Origin of the sequence: Olivibacter sitiensis DSM 17696 (genome assembly GCF_000427965.1) — a bacterium.
In the GTDB taxonomy this organism is placed as follows: domain Bacteria; phylum Bacteroidota; class Bacteroidia; order Sphingobacteriales; family Sphingobacteriaceae; genus Olivibacter; species Olivibacter sitiensis.
Window position 1 is genome coordinate 1 of sequence record NZ_ATZA01000009.1, and the last position, 18,806, is coordinate 18,806.

At 43.4% G+C, this 18,806-nt stretch carries 22 protein-coding genes; 9 read left to right on the forward strand and 13 right to left on the reverse strand.

Features of this window, described 5'->3' with window-relative positions; genetic code table 11:
• Window positions 1-334: 334 nt before the first annotated feature.
• Together A37S_RS0106530 and A37S_RS0106535 are read right to left on the reverse strand one after the other, a co-directional pair.
• Window positions 335-1,585, reverse strand: a complete 1,251-nt coding sequence (locus A37S_RS0106530; protein ID WP_028296289.1) for a type II toxin-antitoxin system HipA family toxin — start codon at window positions 1,583-1,585, stop codon at window positions 335-337.
• 4 nt (window positions 1,586-1,589) lie between these two features.
• Window positions 1,590-1,880, reverse strand: a complete 291-nt coding sequence (locus A37S_RS0106535; protein WP_028296290.1) for a helix-turn-helix domain-containing protein — start codon at window positions 1,878-1,880, stop codon at window positions 1,590-1,592.
• Between the two features lie 897 nt (window positions 1,881-2,777).
• On the opposite strand from A37S_RS0106535, the gene A37S_RS0106545 reads away from it, so the two are divergent.
• From A37S_RS0106545 to A37S_RS0106560, 4 genes are all read left to right on the forward strand, one after another.
• Window positions 2,778-3,086, forward strand: coding sequence for a hypothetical protein (locus A37S_RS0106545; protein WP_157278478.1), 309 nt, complete (start codon window positions 2,778-2,780; stop codon window positions 3,084-3,086).
• Window positions 3,087-3,214: 128 nt separating this feature from the next.
• Complete coding sequence (locus A37S_RS0106550; RefSeq protein WP_028296293.1) at window positions 3,215-4,012, forward strand: TIGR04255 family protein; 798 nt, start codon at window positions 3,215-3,217, stop codon at window positions 4,010-4,012.
• Between the two features lie 29 nt (window positions 4,013-4,041).
• Window positions 4,042-4,512: a hypothetical protein gene (locus A37S_RS0106555; RefSeq protein WP_028296294.1), complete on the forward strand. Its 471-nt coding sequence runs from the start codon at window positions 4,042-4,044 to the stop codon at window positions 4,510-4,512.
• 9 nt (window positions 4,513-4,521) lie between these two features.
• Window positions 4,522-5,052: a hypothetical protein gene (locus A37S_RS0106560; protein ID WP_028296295.1), complete on the forward strand. Its 531-nt coding sequence runs from the start codon at window positions 4,522-4,524 to the stop codon at window positions 5,050-5,052.
• 43 nt (window positions 5,053-5,095) lie between these two features.
• Here A37S_RS0106560 and A37S_RS0106565 read toward each other — a convergent pair whose 3' ends face one another.
• The gene (locus A37S_RS0106565) at window positions 5,096-5,428 is read right to left on the reverse strand and encodes an HNH endonuclease (protein WP_028296296.1); all 333 of its coding nucleotides are present in this window, start codon (window positions 5,426-5,428) and stop codon (window positions 5,096-5,098) included.
• 318 nt (window positions 5,429-5,746) lie between these two features.
• Here A37S_RS0106565 and A37S_RS27435 point away from each other — a divergent pair, with 318 nt between their 5' ends.
• Entirely contained in the window at window positions 5,747-5,923 is a 177-nt protein-coding gene (locus tag A37S_RS27435) for a hypothetical protein (RefSeq protein WP_169719450.1), read from the forward strand.
• Window positions 5,924-5,935: 12 nt separating this feature from the next.
• Complete coding sequence (locus A37S_RS27440; protein WP_028296297.1) at window positions 5,936-6,568, forward strand: hypothetical protein; 633 nt, start codon at window positions 5,936-5,938, stop codon at window positions 6,566-6,568.
• 433 nt (window positions 6,569-7,001) lie between these two features.
• Here the strand turns inward: A37S_RS27440 and A37S_RS0106580 are convergent, their stop codons facing one another.
• Entirely contained in the window at window positions 7,002-7,259 is a 258-nt protein-coding gene (locus tag A37S_RS0106580) for a hypothetical protein (RefSeq protein WP_028296298.1), read from the reverse strand.
• 107 nt (window positions 7,260-7,366) lie between these two features.
• Here A37S_RS0106580 and A37S_RS0106585 point away from each other — a divergent pair, with 107 nt between their 5' ends.
• The gene (locus A37S_RS0106585; RefSeq protein ID WP_028296299.1) at window positions 7,367-7,573 is read left to right on the forward strand and encodes a hypothetical protein; all 207 of its coding nucleotides are present in this window, start codon (window positions 7,367-7,369) and stop codon (window positions 7,571-7,573) included.
• Between the two features lie 459 nt (window positions 7,574-8,032).
• On the opposite strand, the gene A37S_RS0106595 is transcribed toward A37S_RS0106585, so the two are convergent.
• From A37S_RS0106595 to darT, 4 genes are all read right to left on the reverse strand, one after another.
• On the reverse strand, window positions 8,033-11,449 hold the full coding sequence (locus A37S_RS0106595; protein ID WP_028296300.1) for a hypothetical protein: 3,417 nt from the start codon (window positions 11,447-11,449) through the stop codon (window positions 8,033-8,035).
• A 344-nt stretch (window positions 11,450-11,793) separates the two neighbouring features.
• Complete coding sequence (locus A37S_RS0106600) at window positions 11,794-12,477, reverse strand: hypothetical protein (protein WP_169719451.1); 684 nt, start codon at window positions 12,475-12,477, stop codon at window positions 11,794-11,796.
• A 21-nt stretch (window positions 12,478-12,498) separates the two neighbouring features.
• Window positions 12,499-13,548, reverse strand: coding sequence for a type II toxin-antitoxin system antitoxin DNA ADP-ribosyl glycohydrolase DarG (gene darG / locus A37S_RS0106605; protein ID WP_028296302.1), 1,050 nt, complete (start codon window positions 13,546-13,548; stop codon window positions 12,499-12,501).
• Window positions 13,548-14,186 (reverse strand): type II toxin-antitoxin system toxin DNA ADP-ribosyl transferase DarT, encoded by a 639-nt coding sequence (gene darT / locus A37S_RS0106610; RefSeq protein ID WP_028296303.1) that lies wholly within the window; start codon window positions 14,184-14,186, stop codon window positions 13,548-13,550. The genes darG and darT overlap by 1 nt, the downstream gene beginning before the upstream one ends.
• Window positions 14,187-14,261: 75 nt before the next feature.
• On the opposite strand from darT, the gene A37S_RS0106615 reads away from it, so the two are divergent.
• Window positions 14,262-14,468, forward strand: a complete 207-nt coding sequence (locus tag A37S_RS0106615) for a hypothetical protein (protein ID WP_028296304.1) — start codon at window positions 14,262-14,264, stop codon at window positions 14,466-14,468.
• Window positions 14,469-14,545: 77 nt separating this feature from the next.
• Here the strand turns inward: A37S_RS0106615 and A37S_RS0106620 are convergent, their stop codons facing one another.
• The 5 genes from A37S_RS0106620 to A37S_RS0106640 form a co-directional block, all read right to left on the reverse strand.
• Window positions 14,546-14,977 (reverse strand): hypothetical protein, encoded by a 432-nt coding sequence (locus tag A37S_RS0106620; RefSeq protein ID WP_028296305.1) that lies wholly within the window; start codon window positions 14,975-14,977, stop codon window positions 14,546-14,548.
• 225 nt (window positions 14,978-15,202) lie between these two features.
• Window positions 15,203-15,721: a PIN domain-containing protein gene (locus tag A37S_RS23815; protein WP_036601609.1), complete on the reverse strand. Its 519-nt coding sequence runs from the start codon at window positions 15,719-15,721 to the stop codon at window positions 15,203-15,205.
• A gap of 12 nt (window positions 15,722-15,733) precedes the next feature.
• Window positions 15,734-16,189 carry a helix-turn-helix domain-containing protein gene (locus tag A37S_RS0106630; RefSeq protein ID WP_028296306.1) on the reverse strand — a complete coding sequence of 152 codons (456 nt, stop codon included), beginning with the start codon at window positions 16,187-16,189 and terminating at the stop codon, window positions 15,734-15,736.
• A 226-nt stretch (window positions 16,190-16,415) separates the two neighbouring features.
• Window positions 16,416-17,093, reverse strand: a complete 678-nt coding sequence (locus A37S_RS0106635; RefSeq protein WP_028296307.1) for a hypothetical protein — start codon at window positions 17,091-17,093, stop codon at window positions 16,416-16,418.
• A gap of 280 nt (window positions 17,094-17,373) precedes the next feature.
• Entirely contained in the window at window positions 17,374-17,766 is a 393-nt protein-coding gene (locus A37S_RS0106640) for an endonuclease domain-containing protein (RefSeq protein ID WP_028296308.1), read from the reverse strand.
• A gap of 610 nt (window positions 17,767-18,376) precedes the next feature.
• Between A37S_RS0106640 and A37S_RS0106650 the strand changes: the two genes are divergently transcribed.
• Window positions 18,377-18,781, forward strand: coding sequence for a hypothetical protein (locus A37S_RS0106650; RefSeq protein WP_028296310.1), 405 nt, complete (start codon window positions 18,377-18,379; stop codon window positions 18,779-18,781).
• Window positions 18,782-18,806: the final 25 nt, after the last annotated feature.

Genomic DNA, 18,806 nt, shown 5'->3' on the forward strand with positions numbered 1-18,806 from the left:
ATTCACCGCTGCGTAACTGTTCCAGCGCTTTGTCCTTCATGGATTCAAAATCAAAATCGTTTTCCTTAATACTCATAATTACTATGTCAAAAATAATACTTCTATTTATTATCCTTGACACAGTTTATTTTACAGTCTCTTATCCTGTTTTCAAAGACACTCAGTGAGGGTCTTGAACTCGCTTCCTAACTCCTTGATTTAATATCTTTTATAAGTGATGGTTTTTGAGGTCTCGCTAGGGTCTCGTTGAACCAACTCCTTATTTTCCTATTCCATTTTGCTACACAAAGATACGAAATGAACCCGTATAATCTTTAGGCTTGTTGGTTTAAACTTATATTTTAAATGCTCCGCTCAAGAGTTCTTTCTCTGATCTTGATATTCCGATTTTATCGGCAACATTTTCCCATTGGCTTACACTACCTAATACTTCCTGGATGATGCTATCCATTTGTTTATGGCCAAGTCTAAAAAATTCACCTACACCTATAGCGAGATCAAAATCTAAGGAATTATTGTCCATGTCGATATTCAGTGACAGACCATTTTTTTCAACTGAAGGATTTATGTCATAAGCTGGGGATAAAATCCAACCTCCATCTGTCAAAATAAAACCGTGATTCCGTAAGTGATCGTCCGTATTGGAAATGGCAATATTGAAAACAATTCTACGCCATAGTTGGTGCAGGTTTTCTTCCACCTCTGCTCCATAAGTTTGAATAAATTCAGCGATATCCAAGTAACTTGCCGGATTGTCACGTATCGTGTCTTCGCTATTATTCGTCATGGTCATCGCTGAAGCGAAATGAATGCGTTCCCCTTGTTCCCTATCAAAGCGCTTGGTGAAAAATGTATGGTGATTGCCTGCTATCTTTTCGACTTTGGATGGAGCCATCCGTATTCCAGCTCCTATGGCCAATTGATACGCTAGGAATTCCCAAGCTCCTTTGTCAAGTGTATCATTCTTAGAAGGAAATTTGGCGATCCACAATTCATTGTTTTCATCCAGAATATTGGCTTTGGGGCGTGCGCCACCCAATGAGGAACCTGGCGCCATTAAAATAGCCAGCCACTCTTTTAGTTCATTATTGTTGTCGTCATTTTCGAGGCGATCGGCCGCATGCTGAAGCTCCCGAATCGAAGACCATGGCGGAGTAGGCGTTTCCTTGTTGTCATCTAAAAAAGGACCGTCGATATCCGTTTTGAAGCGCAATGCTCCCATACGGCTCTCATCGTACACACCCAGCAAATAATCTATATCATACAATATCGGGGCTTTTTCATTTCGCTCCCTGGCCAGCTGGGCAGCTCTTCTTTTCATCAATGTTCGTCCCCAAGTGTCAGGCATGCTGTCCAAAAAAACGCCGAAGTTCTCTTTGTCATTGGAATACTGCGCGCCAACGAAAAATTGGATACCAGGATCCAAAATTTGCAGATGTTCCGATTTTAGCCATATTTTATCATATTCGAAACTAAATGCTTTTTTCCCTTTGGCAAAGTGAGCGGAAAGTATGCCCATGAGTTTGGGATCTGGCATCCCTTTCCAGTGTGCATACACGTAAATGTCGAACTTGTCTTTTGCCATTCTTTTACTTCAATAATTCCAAATCCTGCAATTTTCTTCCTAAATCATCGTCCGCCGCTAATTTCAGCACATCATCTTGTAGACCCAATACCCTAAGTACATTCAAATAAGCACCAAAGGCAACTCCTGTATCCCCTTTTTCAATGAGGTATAACGTTGAGCGTGCAATCCCAGCCCGCTCTGCAACCTGAACGGTTGTTAGTTTGCGACGTTTTCTTGCAAGCTTTATATTTTCACCCACTTGCTCCATCAGTTTGTGGTACTTGGGAAAAACGACCTGTTTCTTCGTAGTCATTTCTAACTAATGTTTGTTATTACATACAAATATACATATTTTGATTGAAATAACAAACATATATATAATATGAACCTATTCTGGGATTAGATTATTCACGAGGGAATGTAGGTCAATAAATTGTATTCGATCTAATTTTGGAGTAATTCTTAATACTCAATGTGTTTTTTGTCAAGTAACTCTCTGAGTTTTTCGACAATTTCAGGGTTATCTACCTGATTTATCAAGAACTTTATATATTCAATTTGATCTGCGCTTAAAGAATCTTCAAATGAGAAGCTGTCCTGGAAACCTGCATTTACAAGGGAGTTGCTTACTATTGTTACATTATTATTAGATTTTAATTCTACCAACTCGATTGGCCGAAAACTCAGACAAGGAGGCCCTCCGTAAAGTACTATGTCATACCGTAACTCTAATGGATATAAATATTAAAGACGTATCAAGACAAAGATGGCTAGAAGGAGAAGACATTTTTCATGGCTTGAATTAAACAAAATTAACAAACAGCTTAAAAACATGATAACCAAAACAGTATTATAGGCGGCCAGGGCTTCGGAACTTGAAGCGGAAAACGAGAAGCTGAGAGAAGAGAATGAGCGGTTAAAGGAGTGAAGGCTGTATCTGACGGAAAAGTTCTTGCAATAAATAAGCCTCGGTGACGACCGAGACTCAAACCTTGACTTGGTTACGTTTCCCGAAAGAAAGAGGCTTTACCAAGCATAACGGTACAAATATACAAACTAAATCCTATCCTACGGTTGCTGATACCGTCATGCTTTTTTTAAATTGTACTGATCTTTGCGAACTATCGGAATATTCAAGATGATTTTGAGGACTGCGAAAAGCCGACTTAAAAAACAAACGACTCCACAAAACGGAATAAATAAGATGATTATGGAACATGCGAAGGAGAGTTTAAAAGAAATAATCAAAAACATAGAAAATTGTGAATGCTCTCAGCGCGGGATTCTCTCGTCGCCAGCAAGGCAGGCTGTCGATATTATACGAAGAACGGATTGCGGAGAAAAGACGTTTTATCAACAACTGGCGATTGATAACATCGAATCCATAATAGACAAGGATATGGACTATTTGGATGTATTAAGGTCTAAAGCAACTGTCCCAAAGCAGACGAAAGCTATGGCTGATGTAAAGGGCTATTTGAAAGATGAAATTAAGTTTTTTGTTGATCAATTGGATTAGGCGGCGTTAAAAATGCTTAAAAATTTCTGTGGCATTGGAGACTTTCTTATATTTAGCCCATTGAAGCAATGGTAGTACTGAAAAGGTAGCAAAGGATATAGTTTTTATAGACACTGTTAAGCACATGTATGTCATTGAGAGATAAGATTCGGCCTATAAATGGAAAGCATTCTATTCGGGAGGCAGTGATCAGTTTGTTTTTGGCGAACCCCATATTGAAGCCTTCGCGTTTCGAAAAGTTGATTCAAGCAGAATATGCCCATGTTTTTCAGAAATTCGGGGTGGTTTCGCAGTTGCAGGTACAGTTTCAGCGCAACGATGATGGCAGAGATGCTACGAATATCACCAATCAGGCTGAAGCAGGGTTCAAATTTTCGGCATTTGAATCTGGAAAGCCCAAGCGTGTGTTGCAGGGGATAAACGAGGCAGGAAGGACGTTTGTCTCGTACCATGAGCTGGGGTATGAGCGATGGGCACTTTTCTACAGCGACTATAAAGATCAGGTCAGGGCGTTGGGCAATATTCAGGCAGATATATTTATCAATGCGTTTAGTCTGCACTACATAGATGAATTTTTGTGGATAGATAAGGAGGGCGGCATAGACCTCTCCTTGTTTTTCAAAAAAAATCAAAAATTGCCGTTGGACTTCTTTGATTCCATCAATCCTATATTCAGCTTGGTAGCAGAGAAAGAAATCAATGGGGTGGTTTATTACGATAGGTTGGAGATACAGGTAAGATCGGATATCCAGCCATCCGTGGTCATAAGCCACAATGTGACCGAAGCATTACAGAAAGAGGTACAGCTAAGTGATTTGTTTCGTACTGATTTTGAATCGAAGCTGGCCGATATGCATGAATATAACAAAAAGCTGTTGAAGGATTTACTGACGGAAGAGATACAGCAGTTAATAGAACTTGTTTAGCGATAGGAACAATAAACTAAAAACCTAAGATGACAACAGTAGCAACAAGACCAATCACTTTGGATTATGCTGGATTTGCCACATCCTATTATGGCGGAAGAAACGACATGGATAGAATTACCGAGCCCGTAAGCGTATACCCGTCTGCAGAGCTTTTTGATAGAATAACTGGTTTCTTGGCCTTAGGAGATAATTGGGATGGCTACGGCGCTGTACCGCCGTCTTTTAGTGCCGTCAGAAATACCATGAAATTACTTGCGTTGTTGCCAAGGGATGTATTCAACCTATTAGATGTAGACGATATCATCTGTACGTCGTATGGAACTGTAGTAATGGATTTTCAGAAGGAGAACAGGCTTCTTTCCGTTGAGATCGGAGATAAAGGCTTGGGTTATTTTATGAAGCAAAATGACGAAATCACCCTTGTTCGGGAAAATGAACTGTTTAATGGTATAGCCTTTTCTTCCGACTTAAATAGGGCCTTTGCGGAATTGATCTAATGCACTATAATGCGGGAAGTTATATCTTTAGATATCGGTCCGGACGAGCTGCTCATAAGGGGAATAGTGCACCCCATGTTCTACAGCAACTCCAAAGGCAAGCTCAAGCGGGAAGCATTTATCCCTCCTCCCCAAAAAAGGGATGTCTCGCTATTAAGACGTCGTTATTGCCAAAGCGATTCTTTTTGTAAAAAACATTGTAAATCCATAAGAGTAGGAACAAGTAGTTATTGTGGCATGGCAGTATTTTTGGCTCGTCATGTAAGTGAATCCAACGATGAATCTATAAATGTAGCTGCTTCTGTAAAAGCCACTCCCATCGATGAGCATAATAACTATGTGGACGAAGGGCTAACCGTTTATGCAGATTCTTTGGGGTTGCCAATGCACGCCGACTTACTTTACAGCGTTCCCGTGCCACAGGGAGTACCAGCGACCCTACATCGGGTAATTGCCGATAATCTTTTGAAGTTAGCAAAGTATTTTCATGATCTTTCACCTGATTCCGATCAGTGGGAAGGAGACAGTTTGTCCGTCTAAATTATTGATAATTTCGCATTAATTATTAGACAACGAATTTTGCTTATCCCTTAAACACCTCTTCTCTATGCCACTCCAATCCTTCCTGCCTGGGCCAGTATTGCAATTTAGTAGGCAGCAGCATGCGCTTGCCCGCTAGCTGAGCCAAGCTATAAGCATGGCTTTCATCCTCGCGTACATGAGGCGATACCAAGATGCGGTACTCGCCATCCACGCTAAGCAGCCCACGGTCAAAAGCACGGTGCATATTGGGGCAAAGGGCCAGGCCATTGCTCACCCGATCGTCGTGCGAATGGCTGAAAGGCATGATATGGCAGGCATCTACAAAGCTATGGCCAAAGGCGCTCTGTGGATATTCCGCACCAAAGTACACCACTATTCCGCTGCAATATGCACCAGTGATTCCAGGGCAAAGTACACCAGTTTTTTAAGCAGGGTTGGATAGCGGTTTAGGTTTAGGTTGATTTTTCCCTGAGATTTTCAGGGACTGCCATTCCGACACAAAGTACACCAATAATTCCGCGGCAAAGTGCACCACTGGGAGTTTTAACAGTATTGCATAAGTTAGGGATCGACAAGATTACCCTACGATATGGCAAACAAACCCCTCAGCATGCACAAGATAAGATATACTAAAACAAGCTTTTGTAATAACAGTTGGAATGCCTATCTTTGTAAGAACAGTAGCTGTAACATGAGTGATAAAGATTTTAAGGCGTTAATGGAGCTGGCTGCCAGAAAACTGGAAGAAGCTAAGGCTATGTCTAAAAAAGAGGCTATACAATCGCTTAATAGTGCAGGTATACTTACAAAAAAAGGCAAATTCACTAAACCCTACACCGAATTAGAAAAGTTGGTAGTCGCCAAATAACCCTATTCGTAAATGTATGATTTCAGACCTAATACTGTAATCGGCTTCCATGGCTGTGATTTGGAAGTTAGAAATAAGCTGGTAAATAACCCCAATAACGTTGAGATTAGCAGAAAGCCCTTCGATTGGCTCGGGCACGGTATGTACTTTTGGGAGAACAATTATGTGCGAGCACAAGAATGGGCGGAGAATAAACACCGTCAGGGAGGTATTAAACGCCCAAGCGTATTGGGCGCGATTATTCAATTAGATTACTGTTGCGATTTCCTCGATGCTAAATTCATAAGGCTTTTTAGGGCTTATTATGAAATCATGGAGCAGAATTACGCCAACGCAGGCCAGGAACTTCCAAAAAACATGGATGCGGCAGATGACCCTCATCAAGATAAGCTCATTCGTAAATTGGACTGTGCTACGTTGGAATTTATGCATGCTACAATCTTGGAAGAAAGAGACGCTGACATTGCGAAAAAAGGCTTTAGCAATCAAAAGGTATTTGATACGGTTCGTGGTGTATTTATTGAAGGAGGCCCAGTATACAAAGGAGCTGGTATTTTTGAGAAAAGCCATATACAGGTTTGTGTCCGCAATATGAATTGCGTAAAAGGATTTTTTATACCCCGCGAGGAAGTAGAGTTTCCGTAAAAATTTTCTCTTAATGTTAGGGGATCTACCGAATGACCACCCTCTTTTGCCCTTATAAGCACCCTGTTGGAAGAAATGTTGGGGCTGCTCAGCCCGAAAAAAACCAAGTGCAGGCGATAGCCTAATGACTTAAATTTATTTGGTACCGCCCAGCTTTCATCCCTAGAGAAATGCCCCTCGTAGGCAAAGTCAAAATTATGCCTAATCGCACTATCAATTCGTTCATTGAACGTTTTCTCAACAAATGCTGATGCTTGCTTGTTCAACTCTTTCTGTACTTTGAGGCCAGACTTCCAGAGAGCTGTCTTTCTCTGTAAAAAAAGCTTGTCCCCATCAAATATTTCACCGATATCATCTGGGAAATAGGTAGCGCCTACGGTTGATTTGCCAGCACCGTTGGATCCCGTTATGATGAAGAGGTTTGGCATTTGCCCTATGATAGTTGGTATTTGATCCTTAGGTTATTGGCTTCGTCTTCGGCAAGCGTGGATATGACCCGAAAATCCATCCCGTTTGATAATTGCTCTACCAATTGGATGGTTCCGTCTGGATATTCCAGATAACAAGTAGCATCATCCAGATCTTTAGAGTTGATCATAAAGGGCAATCCATTGCCGAGACGCTTTTTCCTCAGCAGTCTTACCGCATGGCTACCTTTTTGCGCCAGTTCTCTTAAACTTGTTGTTGCCATAAGTCAGCAGCTATTTAAACACCGTTCTACGCAAAGCTAGGTAAAAATAGTTGAAGAATCGTTACCCTTTCATTGCGTAGTTCTTTTGTTTTTGATTTTTTTAGCCTATGCCTGTCCCGAAAACCATTGGAACAATTCTACTTCAATGCTATCAAATCACCTTGCCCATGATCTTCATCCTAGCGCACATGGGGCAATACCAGGACGCGGTACTCACCTCCCCGCTTGATGCGGGCAGAGGCATGGAGGTATTTTTGAAGGCTGGCGTTCATGGGGGTAAAGATAGCGATAAGCCATTGACTGGAGAGTCTTAATTTCGCAAGTCGCCAGACCTCGTAGCGTGGATAGTCTTTGTTATGGCGTATTTCGAGCTGTTCGATGAGTTTTTTCATGACTTATACTTATGCGCAGTTCATGAAGTTAAAGCTGGGATTAAGCTTATGAGCCAAGGTAGCGGTCTATTTGATGGTACGGTTGGATTTTCTGAAATTATATCGTAAAAATCAATCGTTATGTCGGATGAAATCCCCAGTCGCTGGCTGGGATTTTTGCTTTGTAAGTACCTCCGCATTCAATAAATTCAACGTGATATAGCACAATCCAAATCATATCTAACGAAAAATGACGGTTATTTCATTTTACGCAAAACGCCCTGTAACCACATAGGTAGCCATTTACTCCACATTTTGGAGCACCTGTACCGTCACCCTATCGTCAATCTTCACAGGTAGTTGAAATAACGGGTGTCTCTATGCCTAAGCGTATAAAATTCATCACTTGTAAAACTCTTTTTTCTCCCAGAGGTTAAACATCGGCAGATCGAACAGTAGGCCTAAGTATATCCTATGTGCGTTTTTTGGGGTGCTTGTGCCATCATTGAAATTCCGCAGGCGTGGCGTATACTGCACTCCTGTGCTGCCTACCAGCGGAGTGCCGGGTATGGAAATGGAAAAGTGAGCTGCGGGGCTTAGGAACTGTTCCCAGCGGAGTTCCTGTGGCAGCCCTCCATCTTGGTCGCCCAATCGGTAGGATACCACGGCACCGATGTCTATCAGCGTTGCGGTAAGGGAGTAGGTGAGTTTTCTGCGGTGCTGTGCCTGCCCGTTTTTTACCTTTACGTTGCCGGGGTTGAGCAGGTCTTTTTCAGACAAGTTCCCCCCTTTAATAGGCCTTCCCGTGCCCCATGAATACGAAATGCCTATGGGTGCGGTGAAGCCATAGACGGCGAAGCCCTTGAACGTGTCCTTGCCCAAGCCAAGTGTTTCTATTCCAAAGAAAGGACCAGGCAGGGTAACCAGGTCTAGGGAGCGCCACACGGTCCGCTTGCGCTTGTAGGAGCTGGGCGGCATTGCGTATGATTCTACCACCTTGGCCAGTTGTTTTTCGTCCCTTGCCAGCGCCACGTCTCCCAAAAAACCACTGAACTTGCGGATAAACTGGAAGGTGCGCCGATCCTGTGCCAGTAGTGAGGAAGAGGCGAGGCTATTTGCTGCGAAATATAGGTATTCACCTATCCTGTAGCATTGGTTCCTTAGATAGGGATCTTCTACATCGGTAGTATAGTATGTCATTTCGTTTAGCGAAAAGGTATAGATGGTGTCCAGAGTTATAGAGGTATCTCGCTTAGTACCCTCGTTGTGCCAAGCAATGCTCACTTTTGCTTTTTGATAAATTATATTTGCATCGACCTCATAGCTATTTATTGTGATTTTTTGTTTCTTTTTCCAATCCGTTTTAGCGTTATGGGCACCTAGGTAAACGTTGCTGATGGATAAATCGCCCTGTTTTAGTTTTCCCTTATCGGCAGATTTTTCATAGCCATCTAGTTCCTTTATGAAGGAATTGTTTTGGTAGTCATTTTTAGCGATTTGTAAAGTGTTATGTCTGTAAACAATGCTGTCTAAAATGCTAAGCGTGTTTTGTACGGCACCCGCATAGTTCTTTTTGTAGATGAGATTGTACGACTCCATAAGGCCCTCTACCGCATCGAATTGCTTTTTTGTATTTGCCCAGGCTTTGTTTGGTGAAATGGTGGAGTCCGAGAACAACGAAAATACCTTGCTTAAGCTCTTCCAGAGGTTGTAGGCATCGTAATAGTTGTCCTTGCCGCCGTTCTGTTCTAGCTGGGTCTGCTTATTGGCAAAATCGTTCTTCATGCGGTCTATCTCGCTGATGGTAATCTCCAGCTTACCGAGGAAACGGCACACCATGTCGCAATTCATTTCTTCGAGATCGCCGCCATTGGCAATGACACTGGAAAATAGCTTATGGTGCTTGATGTCCAATAGGCTGAACATAAGGGTCATTTCCTCGGGGTGCATGTTTTTGTACTGGTCGTAACCCAGCATATGGAAACGGGCCGAATCGTCTTTAAAGAAAAGTTCGGTATTGACCGCATAGAGAAAGGCTATGCTTTGCCCGAAATCGTTTTTATCTGGCTTATTACCGGGAGACATCAGATAGGCCTCCTTTATCACCTCCCTGTAGCTCTTGCGCTCGCTGAAGCCTTGTGCCAGTTTGACCGCGCCTTTAATGTAGTCCACATAGGAATCATCGGGTTTGTTTTTCGTGAGCCATTCACTGTATGCCAGATTCTCTGGCAGTGTCACGAAGTCCTTGGAAAGGGCATACTGCCACTGCGAGCCCAGGTTGGGTATTTCGTAGGTTTCCTTGCCATTGAGCAGCGACAGCGTACTGGGAAAAAGCTCCCTAAATAGCGGGTATTTCTCGGCCTGCTTGGTAAAGGTCTCAAAAAACCAGATGACGGTCTCCTGCTTCATCCTATTGGCGATATAGATGGCCAGCGCATCAATCATCTCCGATTGCGAGGGCATGCGGAAGCCCCCAGTGGTGGCTACCTCATTCTGGTACACGATCTGTTGATAGGAAGCCTGTATCTGGCTGGTCTGTGAGGCAAGCTTGTTGAGGTCGTAACTAGAGAGCTCGATTTTACCTTCGGTATCCAATTTCTTGAACAATGCTTTCCTGATTTCTATGTTTTTGGGGTCATTCAAAAGCTTGGCTATTTTCTGCTCTATATTGCTTACTTCAAGCTTGGATCTGGTAATCTCGTATTCATAATTGGATATTAGCCTGTTTGCTATATAGCTGGATACAATAGTGTTTGCCGCCTTGAAGAGGCTGTCCTTTTGCCATCTTTTCTCTTCTGGGGCCCACTCAGCATAATCAATTATTTTTATCGCATAATTTTTTTGAGTGTCTTGAACCGAGAAGCGAATGGTTAGGGGCCCCGATTCCGATTGCCATTCTTTCCACGCTAATTTATCCATGTTGTGTTCGCTCGTCCACAGCGTATAATTTTTTTGACCGTCATTTGCTTTAAGGGTTAGCTGTAAGGTGTTATTGGGGACGTCGTTCCATTCTACCGATAGGCCATTAAGGCTAGGTTTCCTAAGAGAATCTTGTGGTAGGCTGTCATTTGATGGAAAAGGCAAATTATGGATGCGCTGTTGCCATTGCGATAAAAGCGGGTCAAATTCAGTGGTGGCAAGCGTTATTTTTTTTAGCGTGTCTTCTGGTGGGAAAGACAAAATAAGGCTGTCCTTTTTCAAGGTAATATAGATAGATTCCTTTTTCAGTGATATGAAAAAATTCGTGGAATCAGTTTCTGCTGAGGTGTACATATGTACTTCGGAAGAAAAGGAGCTTTTTAGGCTTTTCAGCATCTTCAAATCGTCCGTTGCCGGAATTTCATCCAGGTGCTCGAGCGTTTTGTATCGGTTATATTTCTCTTGTTGCTTAAGCTCGGATAGTCTCAGCTGGTATAGACTTTTAAGTGAGCTGGCAACGAGGGCCGCTTCCTTGTTTTTACCTAACTCGCCTAGAGTTTTTTCGACGGTCGTGTCATCGTTTTTATAAAGTATATCCACGGGAAATGCCTGCATGTGGAGCGTATGATATTTTGCGTACAATTTGGGATAGCCTTGCATGACCGCCTCAAACCGAGAGCTTTCAACGCTAGAAACATATGCGTTGATGCCGGCCAATAAGTTTTTGACCTTTTCTTTATCGGTTTCGTTCTCCTGCCCCTGGTATATAAATAACTGCCGCGCTATACTGTATGCATTATACAATGAGTCCGGTTTGATCTTTTGTGCGCCGGCTTGTTCATATGAGCATAGCAACAAAACGAGAATCAGCAGGTTTCTTGCGGTAGATCTAGTTGTCATGATTTTTCGATTTATCCTGTCGATTGAAAATTGGATATAATGCCTTTGTTCAGATCAGCCTAATGGGAGTAACGTAATTGGCGGTAGCTACTGCTAGAAATAGGTTAAACCTGATGATGCTAATTTCCGCACAAAAAGCCTAGGTTTCAATACCTAAAAGCAGGTATTTTCTGTCTTACAGCGATAGGTAAGTATGTTTGATGCTTAAGTTCTTGGCTTCGTCTATGGAGATAAAGATAACGGTAAGCCATTGATTGGAGATAAACGAGCAGATAAGCTATACTTTCGACGAGGATGGAATAACTATCGTGGGAGGCAAATAACTGGTCTTACAAAAAAGCAACCTACGGGACACGCACTTTGGAGCGGTGGCCGTATGCAGCCGTCACGCGTACCCGGCTGTCTTCACCTTTTACGGATTTCAACTGCCCTTTTTGCGTTCCCTGCATTTCATTGCTGCCGATGGCATTCCGATGGTAGTCTATGCTGAGTTTGCCCACGCTTTTCAGCTTACCCTCCAGTTCGTCCGGGCCAAAGCGGTCGTAATACGTAAACTGGATGTCGCCCACGCTCTTCAGTCTACCCTTTACCTCTTCCCAGCCAAAGCGATCGTAATAGCTCAACTTCACGTCGCCTGCAGATTTTAGCTTGCCCCGGAGCTCGTCCCAGTCAAAACGATCGTAATAGGTGAGGCGAAGGCCATTGACCTCCTTAAGGTTGCCCCGTAGTTCAGACCAATCCGAAGGGCCATAGTACGTGATATCTTCCTCGCCAGTGCCATCCGATGCCAGATCGTCAACGAACAGCAATAGGCCTTCCCCGTCAATGGCTACCAACTGATGGCCTACCATGAACCGTACCGATAGCTCATCGTGGGGAGCCACCGTTACGGATACCCTGGACTGGCCCAGGCCCGTAGATATAAGCCCCCATAACACGAAGGTTGTGCTGGTAAATAAACGACCGATCATCCTGTTCTGTCCTTTGGGGATTTTGACGGATGGAATAGGCAAAAGTAAAACCATCAACGTCAAGAAATGGAAAAAAATTCAGGATACGAATGCGTTAGACTTAAACTTTTCCAAATGAGCATGCGCCAGTTCTACATGTTCGGGCCTAAAGAGATTGGCCTTTCGTGGGTTCCAGTTTTTGATGACCGCCATTACCTGAGCAAGGGAATTTACTCTTTCCTGTTTGTTGGCGTAGTCTACGGAAGCCAGTAGCTCCAGCGCGTAGGTGGACTCAAAGCCCTCGATCAGTTTCAGTACGGATTGCAGCCGATCTCGTTGTACGGGGCTCAATTCCGATTGAATGAAGCGTTCAACCTCGTCATACCGCTCATAATTGAGCAACAAGGGTTCAAAAGCTTTGGCTTGGTTTTGTTCCAGCCCCTTTAGGTATACACCGTTTACCGCACCCAGCACGTGATTGAGCTGTACCGAGTAAGGGCCGTAATGGTGGGCCCTGAAGGTAAGCCGTAAGTTCTCGCCGCTTTCTTGAAGGAAGTAGGCCAATTTGTTTGCCGAAAACAGGCTGCTGATATCACCAATAGTCTCATAATGGAACATCAGGTAGAGTAGCATTGCCTTGGCCGGCGTGAGCTTGGCATCCTGTTGTTTTTCTTCTGCCTGAAGGATGCCTTTTATCTCCGCATTGGGTTCGTAAATGAATATCTGCGCTTCCAGTTCCGACAGCTGATCGATAATCATGGGCCTCACGATGTTCCAATCCAACCCGCCGCTGCCGCAACCCAAGGGTGGCAAGGCGATACTTTTGATCTGATGTTTTTGGATAATGTCTTTCAATGCCGGGAGCCCTTTCTCGATGTATTCGATTTTGGAAGGAGCCTTCCAATGCTCTTTCGTGGGAAAATTGATGATGTACCTTTCGCGCATGAGATCGCCGTCTTTCACCACCAGCATTTGCCCGATCTTCAGCTCACCTTTTTTGCAGTATTCTTTGTAAACCTTGTAATTCTTGGGGAACTGGTTCTTGAACTGCAACGCAATGCCCTTGCCCATCACGCCTACGGTGTTGACGGTATTGACCAATGCCTGAGCATCGGATAGGAGCAAATTACCTCTCAAAAATATGATCATCAGTAGTATAACTTTCCTTCACGAGCTACCTGTACAGGTATTTCAAAATCTAATTTACGAACAATATTCTCGATTTCCACCCTTTTTCCTTCGGTTTTTACGAAAAGCCTATCGATAAGGGATACGGGAATGTGATGGCGTACAAGAAACTCCGCTTGCTTGAAGTCCCTACGCTCGAAATCGTCCTCGGTATTCTTCCAATCTTTTGACCGAATAATATCCCATTTTAACTGATCAAGATATGTAGGGTCGTTGAAAAAGAGGGCCACCTTAGTTTTGGCATGACGGTCTGTAAACACGTACTGCATGCCCCTTTCAATGATGCGTGCAGAATCAATAACAACGTGGACGATCTCTTCTTGAGGATATTGCCTTACACCCTGAAATCCATGCATAACCATGTATAGCATGGGTGAATGACCCCAGAAGTAAAATGGAATGTATTCGCCGAGATTACCATACCCATCTAGAGGTATGGGGTGGTCATGCCTATCGGCAATAAGTTTCTGATGCCCGATGTTGATATAGTTCGGGTCATGAAGTGGATGCAGTTTGCTGCATAAACCATGTGTAAGAATGTATTCAACATTCTGCCAGTGAACAATACGGAAAATGTATACTGGATTTGGTATTGCCATAACTTAGCAAAGATAGGAAAAGCCAGATTGTAATCGTCTCTGAAAATAAACTGAATCCTTGTCAATGGAAATATTATGACGAGCAGAGTCCTGATCGATAGCCAACCATCCACCAGTCTGACAAAAAGCTCAGAGATAGTCATCAAAAATACCGATGCCTCCATCATCAAAATGCTGGATACGGTATCCAAAACCCAGAACAAGCGCAAGGCGGTAAGGAAAACCCACCAAGTGGCTGCTTATGCCAGCTTGAAGCAGATGGAAAGCTTTGTTATGAGCTGATAGATAGTAGTAGCTTTCAGTATTATGCATGGGTCATTTGTTCAAACGCGTTGAACTGATTTTCCAAAAAAAGCAACCTACGGGACACGCACTTTGGAGCGGTGGCCATATGCAGCCGTCACGCGTACCCAGCTATCTTCACCTTTTACGGATTTCAACTGCCCTTTTTGCGTTCCCTGCATTTCATTGCTGCCGAAAGCATTCCGATGGTAGTCTATGCTGAGTTTGCCCACGCTCTTCAGGATGCCTTGGCCTGGCCCGTAGATATAAGCCCCCACCACACGAGGGCTGCCATGGTAAATAAACGACCGATCATCCTGTTCTCTCCTTTGAGGATTTTGACGGATGGAATAGGCAAAAGTAAAATCATCAACGGAAATGTTACGCTCGGGCGCAACCGCATTGATCCAAGAGAGGGCTCCCGAACGGTCGGTATTGTTTTTGGCAGGCAGCAGCACACGTGACTGCCCGCTAGCTGTGGCAAGCTCTATTTGAAGGCTGGCCTTCATGGGGGGAAGATAGTGATAAAGCCTTGAACGGGGGTGTCTGAAAAGTACGGGTTGCACTAACGACAAGGGTCACTAAGAACACAATGCGTTCGTAAACAGCAGCTTGTAATTGTGTCCTTTGTGGTTGTAAGTGACTTATTAGACCCCCCAATAATTAAAGATCTTTCATCGTTTGCCTATATTGATGGGGACTCAGATTCTTAATATTTAGGAGCTGTTAGAAATTTACAAGAGAACATGTAAATAGTTTGCGGTATCATTAAGCCCATTTCTTCTTAAATTCTCCAATACTTCAAACTCGTCCATTGCTGGATTTTTTTTACTTAGAACCATTTCTGTAAATGCTGTTATTGCTTTATCCGAATTTAAATCAATTATATCTGTTAAGAAGTCATCTGCACTTTTTGCTGTTAATCCAAAAGAATCAAGATACTCTTGAGGAAAGTCTTTCAAATTGTTTGTAACGATAACATTTGCATTTGTTTTTATTGCAGCTGCTAAAACGTGACGATCTTTTGCATCTGGCAAAGTCAAATTTTTGATTAAACCTGAATAATTTTTCACTAATGCGTCTGGGAATGCCAAATTAGCTTTCTGAACTCTTTTTTCGGCTTCTGGCTCGGTTACTCCTTTCCTAACCATTACATCTTTCCATTCATCAAAAATATTTTCACTCCATTTAGGAGTATAAAGTTCGTAGTGTGCAAACCAAAACAATAAATCCCGAATTATTACCGGATATATTACGTTCGTATCCTATGAATCATACAATCCAAGTTCCTCGTCAAAATTCATTATATCAATAATGTTCTTTTTCTGTTCTTCCTTCATTTTTTGCTTATATTTTATTACATCTTCAAATTTGATTCTACGGTGTTTACCTACCTTAACAAAGTCAATTTCACCATTTTCTAAGAGCTTAACAATATGAGGGCGTGAACAACTAAGTATTTCAGCTGCCTTTTGAGTAGTGACTTCAGTAGCTACCGGAACGATAGAAATGGGTTTACCTTCACTCATTGCTTTTAAAATGTCGCCTAAGAGTTGTAATGCCCTGAAAGGAATTTTGATCTTATCTTTAGTTTCTTCAATCTCAATTTCCGCTTCATCAGTATTTATTTGCGACAAAACAGAAGCTAACGCAGAGTAAGATGCTATAGCAACTTTTTGCTCTACCTTAGACGGTCTTTTTATTTGATCGAGAGTTTCCATAGTGACTGTTTTTAAAACACAAAAATAAACGAAATAAACGAAACAAATGAAACGGGCTTCCGTTGCAATACCGGTAACTTCCTGCGTGTATTTCTTGTATTGAAAATCTGCTTATCTTTAAGACTGGCAAGGCATCGCCATATTTGTTCAGGTACAATGGAGCGCGTTTCGAACGATTAAACTAGCTGTACCTATGAGTTTGTCCGTCGATGATACAATAGCGCTATCAGCGCTTCCCCTGTTCGTTTAGCTTTAGTACCCAGTGGTAGTAGCGAAGCGTTTCATCGTCCGAGTCCCTTATGTCCTTTAGGCGCCTGTCCAGATCGTAGCTTAGGGTAGCATTGCCTATCGCCCTGATGCGGCCATTCAGATCATAGGATATGTCCTTGTTCCCCAAGCGGCGTACCCTGTCGTTCAGGTCGTATTCGACCTGCTTGTTCCCGATGCTGCGGAGCTTTCCGTAAAGATCATAATCCAGGGTTTCATCGCCTACGCTGCGGGGCCTACCCTGCAGGTCATAATCCACACCCTTTGAGCCTATGCGCCGTATACGCCCCTGCAGGTCATAATCTACATCCTTTGAACCTATGCGCCTGATGCGGTTATAGAGGTCGTAGCTTATGTCTGAATCTCCTATGCGCCTTACCCTGTCGTTCAGGTCGTAGTCGATATCCATGTTTCCGATGCGGCGCACCCGGTTTTGGAGATCGTACGATATATCCATATTGTCAGATGTGCCTATTATATTCTTGCTGGGGTTTATACCTATGACGGAGCCGTCAGTGTTCAAAGCTATCTCCACGTCCCCTACCGTGACCAAATAAGACGGCGGGTTGAGCTGGCCATACGCGCAACGGCAGAGGAGGAATAGAATGAGGAGCGATGCATATTGTACGTGTTTCATAAAAATGGTTCTTATATGGCTAAAGACGGTAATCTGTCTCAATGGTTTAAGCTGGTGATGAATTTCTTAGGCTTTGCTGCCCGCCTGTCCCCCTTGAAGAGGGGAGCGTGCTGGACAAGTGCCTAGGAAAGGGGGCGGTAGGTGTTGATTTTTCCAATCCTCCCCCTGCCAGCACTCAGTCCCACCGCGCCCCCCTCGAAGAGGGGGACAGTATGGTGTACTACCTTTGCAGGTCGCTATCCCCCTCTGGAGGGGGTAGGGGGAGGTAAGCCCTAATAATTCAAAGGCCTTGGTGCTTTTCTATATAGTTGACAAGTGTACGCTCAACGTTACCCATGTCATGCAGTACCTCAACATCCGTGAAACGTATAACGGTGAATCCCATCGCTTTCAATGCTTGCTCTCGACGGGTATCGTTCTCGGCAACTTCCTCAAACTGATGCGTCAGCCCGTCCACTTCAATAATCAGCATAAGCTCTTTACACATGAAATCGGCGATGTAATTCCCGACTGGCCGTTGCCTGTTAAATCGGTATCCCAGTAGTCGTCTTCCGCCCAATACATACTTCCACAGACATGCTTCTGCCTTGGTCATGTTTTTTCTGTTACTGCGTGCAAACGACCTAAGATTCGGGTTGTAATTCCAAAGATTGTGATTGTTTGCTTCCTCCATGACATGGTTGTTTTATCAAAGGTAACGATTTTACCTCCCCCTGCCAACGCTCGGTCCCACCGCGCCCCCCTCGAAGAGGGGGATAGGTATGGCGTGCTACCTGTCTGCTGGCAAGTTATAGTCATGGGTACAAGAAAGCTCTCATTGAATCAGAAATATGCTAATGTGCTTAAAATTACTCGTTTATGGGTATTGTCAGGCGCAGCTGGTCTACATAAATTTGTAATTGACAAGTGATAACTCACATACATGTAAAAGGGCTACTTTTTAAAAGTACAAGAAGGATAAAAAGAAATGTTTTTGTCAAGTCTTTAAAAAATGAGCCCTTGTTTTAGAATAAGAACCCATGGGGAAGGTTGGGATTTCTGAAACTTATACAAGGTTAATACCAAAAGTAAACCAATTATCAAGTACGGTGTAGCGATTCCCAAAGCACCAGCAATGCATAAGCATTCATAGGAAAAGGCACCGATAAATTTATCGATCAATTTTAACGGTTTTCTCGAAAATTCACGTCGGGCAAAGCAGAACAACGACGTTAAACAAAACAGTATGCACAGGGTGGCCGAAAACTGTTTAGAGTAGGCAATATCAAAAGTAAACATTAATTATGGAGAATTTAGGAAAAACGAGTGTTTCGTTGGGCGCTGATGTCATAGCGCTTCAACAAAGCGGTCTGGTTAACTCAGACCTCACGCTGAGAGAGATTGCCCTGGCCTCGGTGAAGATCCCGGGCCTTGGTGGCGGTAGCCCAGTTGCTTGGGAACTGATAAACCGCGATTTTGTATTTAAAGGAAAGATTGACGACCTAGGCTCTTCCATTACCGCCGAGCAAATAAGTTATATCCAGGATTCCAAGGTGCTGAATTTCGATATAACACTTGGTAAAATACTGGAAATGTCTTCAAGGATCCCCAGCCTTGATAAAGGCAGCCCCGTTGCTTGGGAATTGATAAACCGCGATTTTGTATTGCGAGGGAAAGTGGGCGACATAGCTACACAGGTTATAAGGTAGGCCCTGCCTATTTATTGCCCCGATC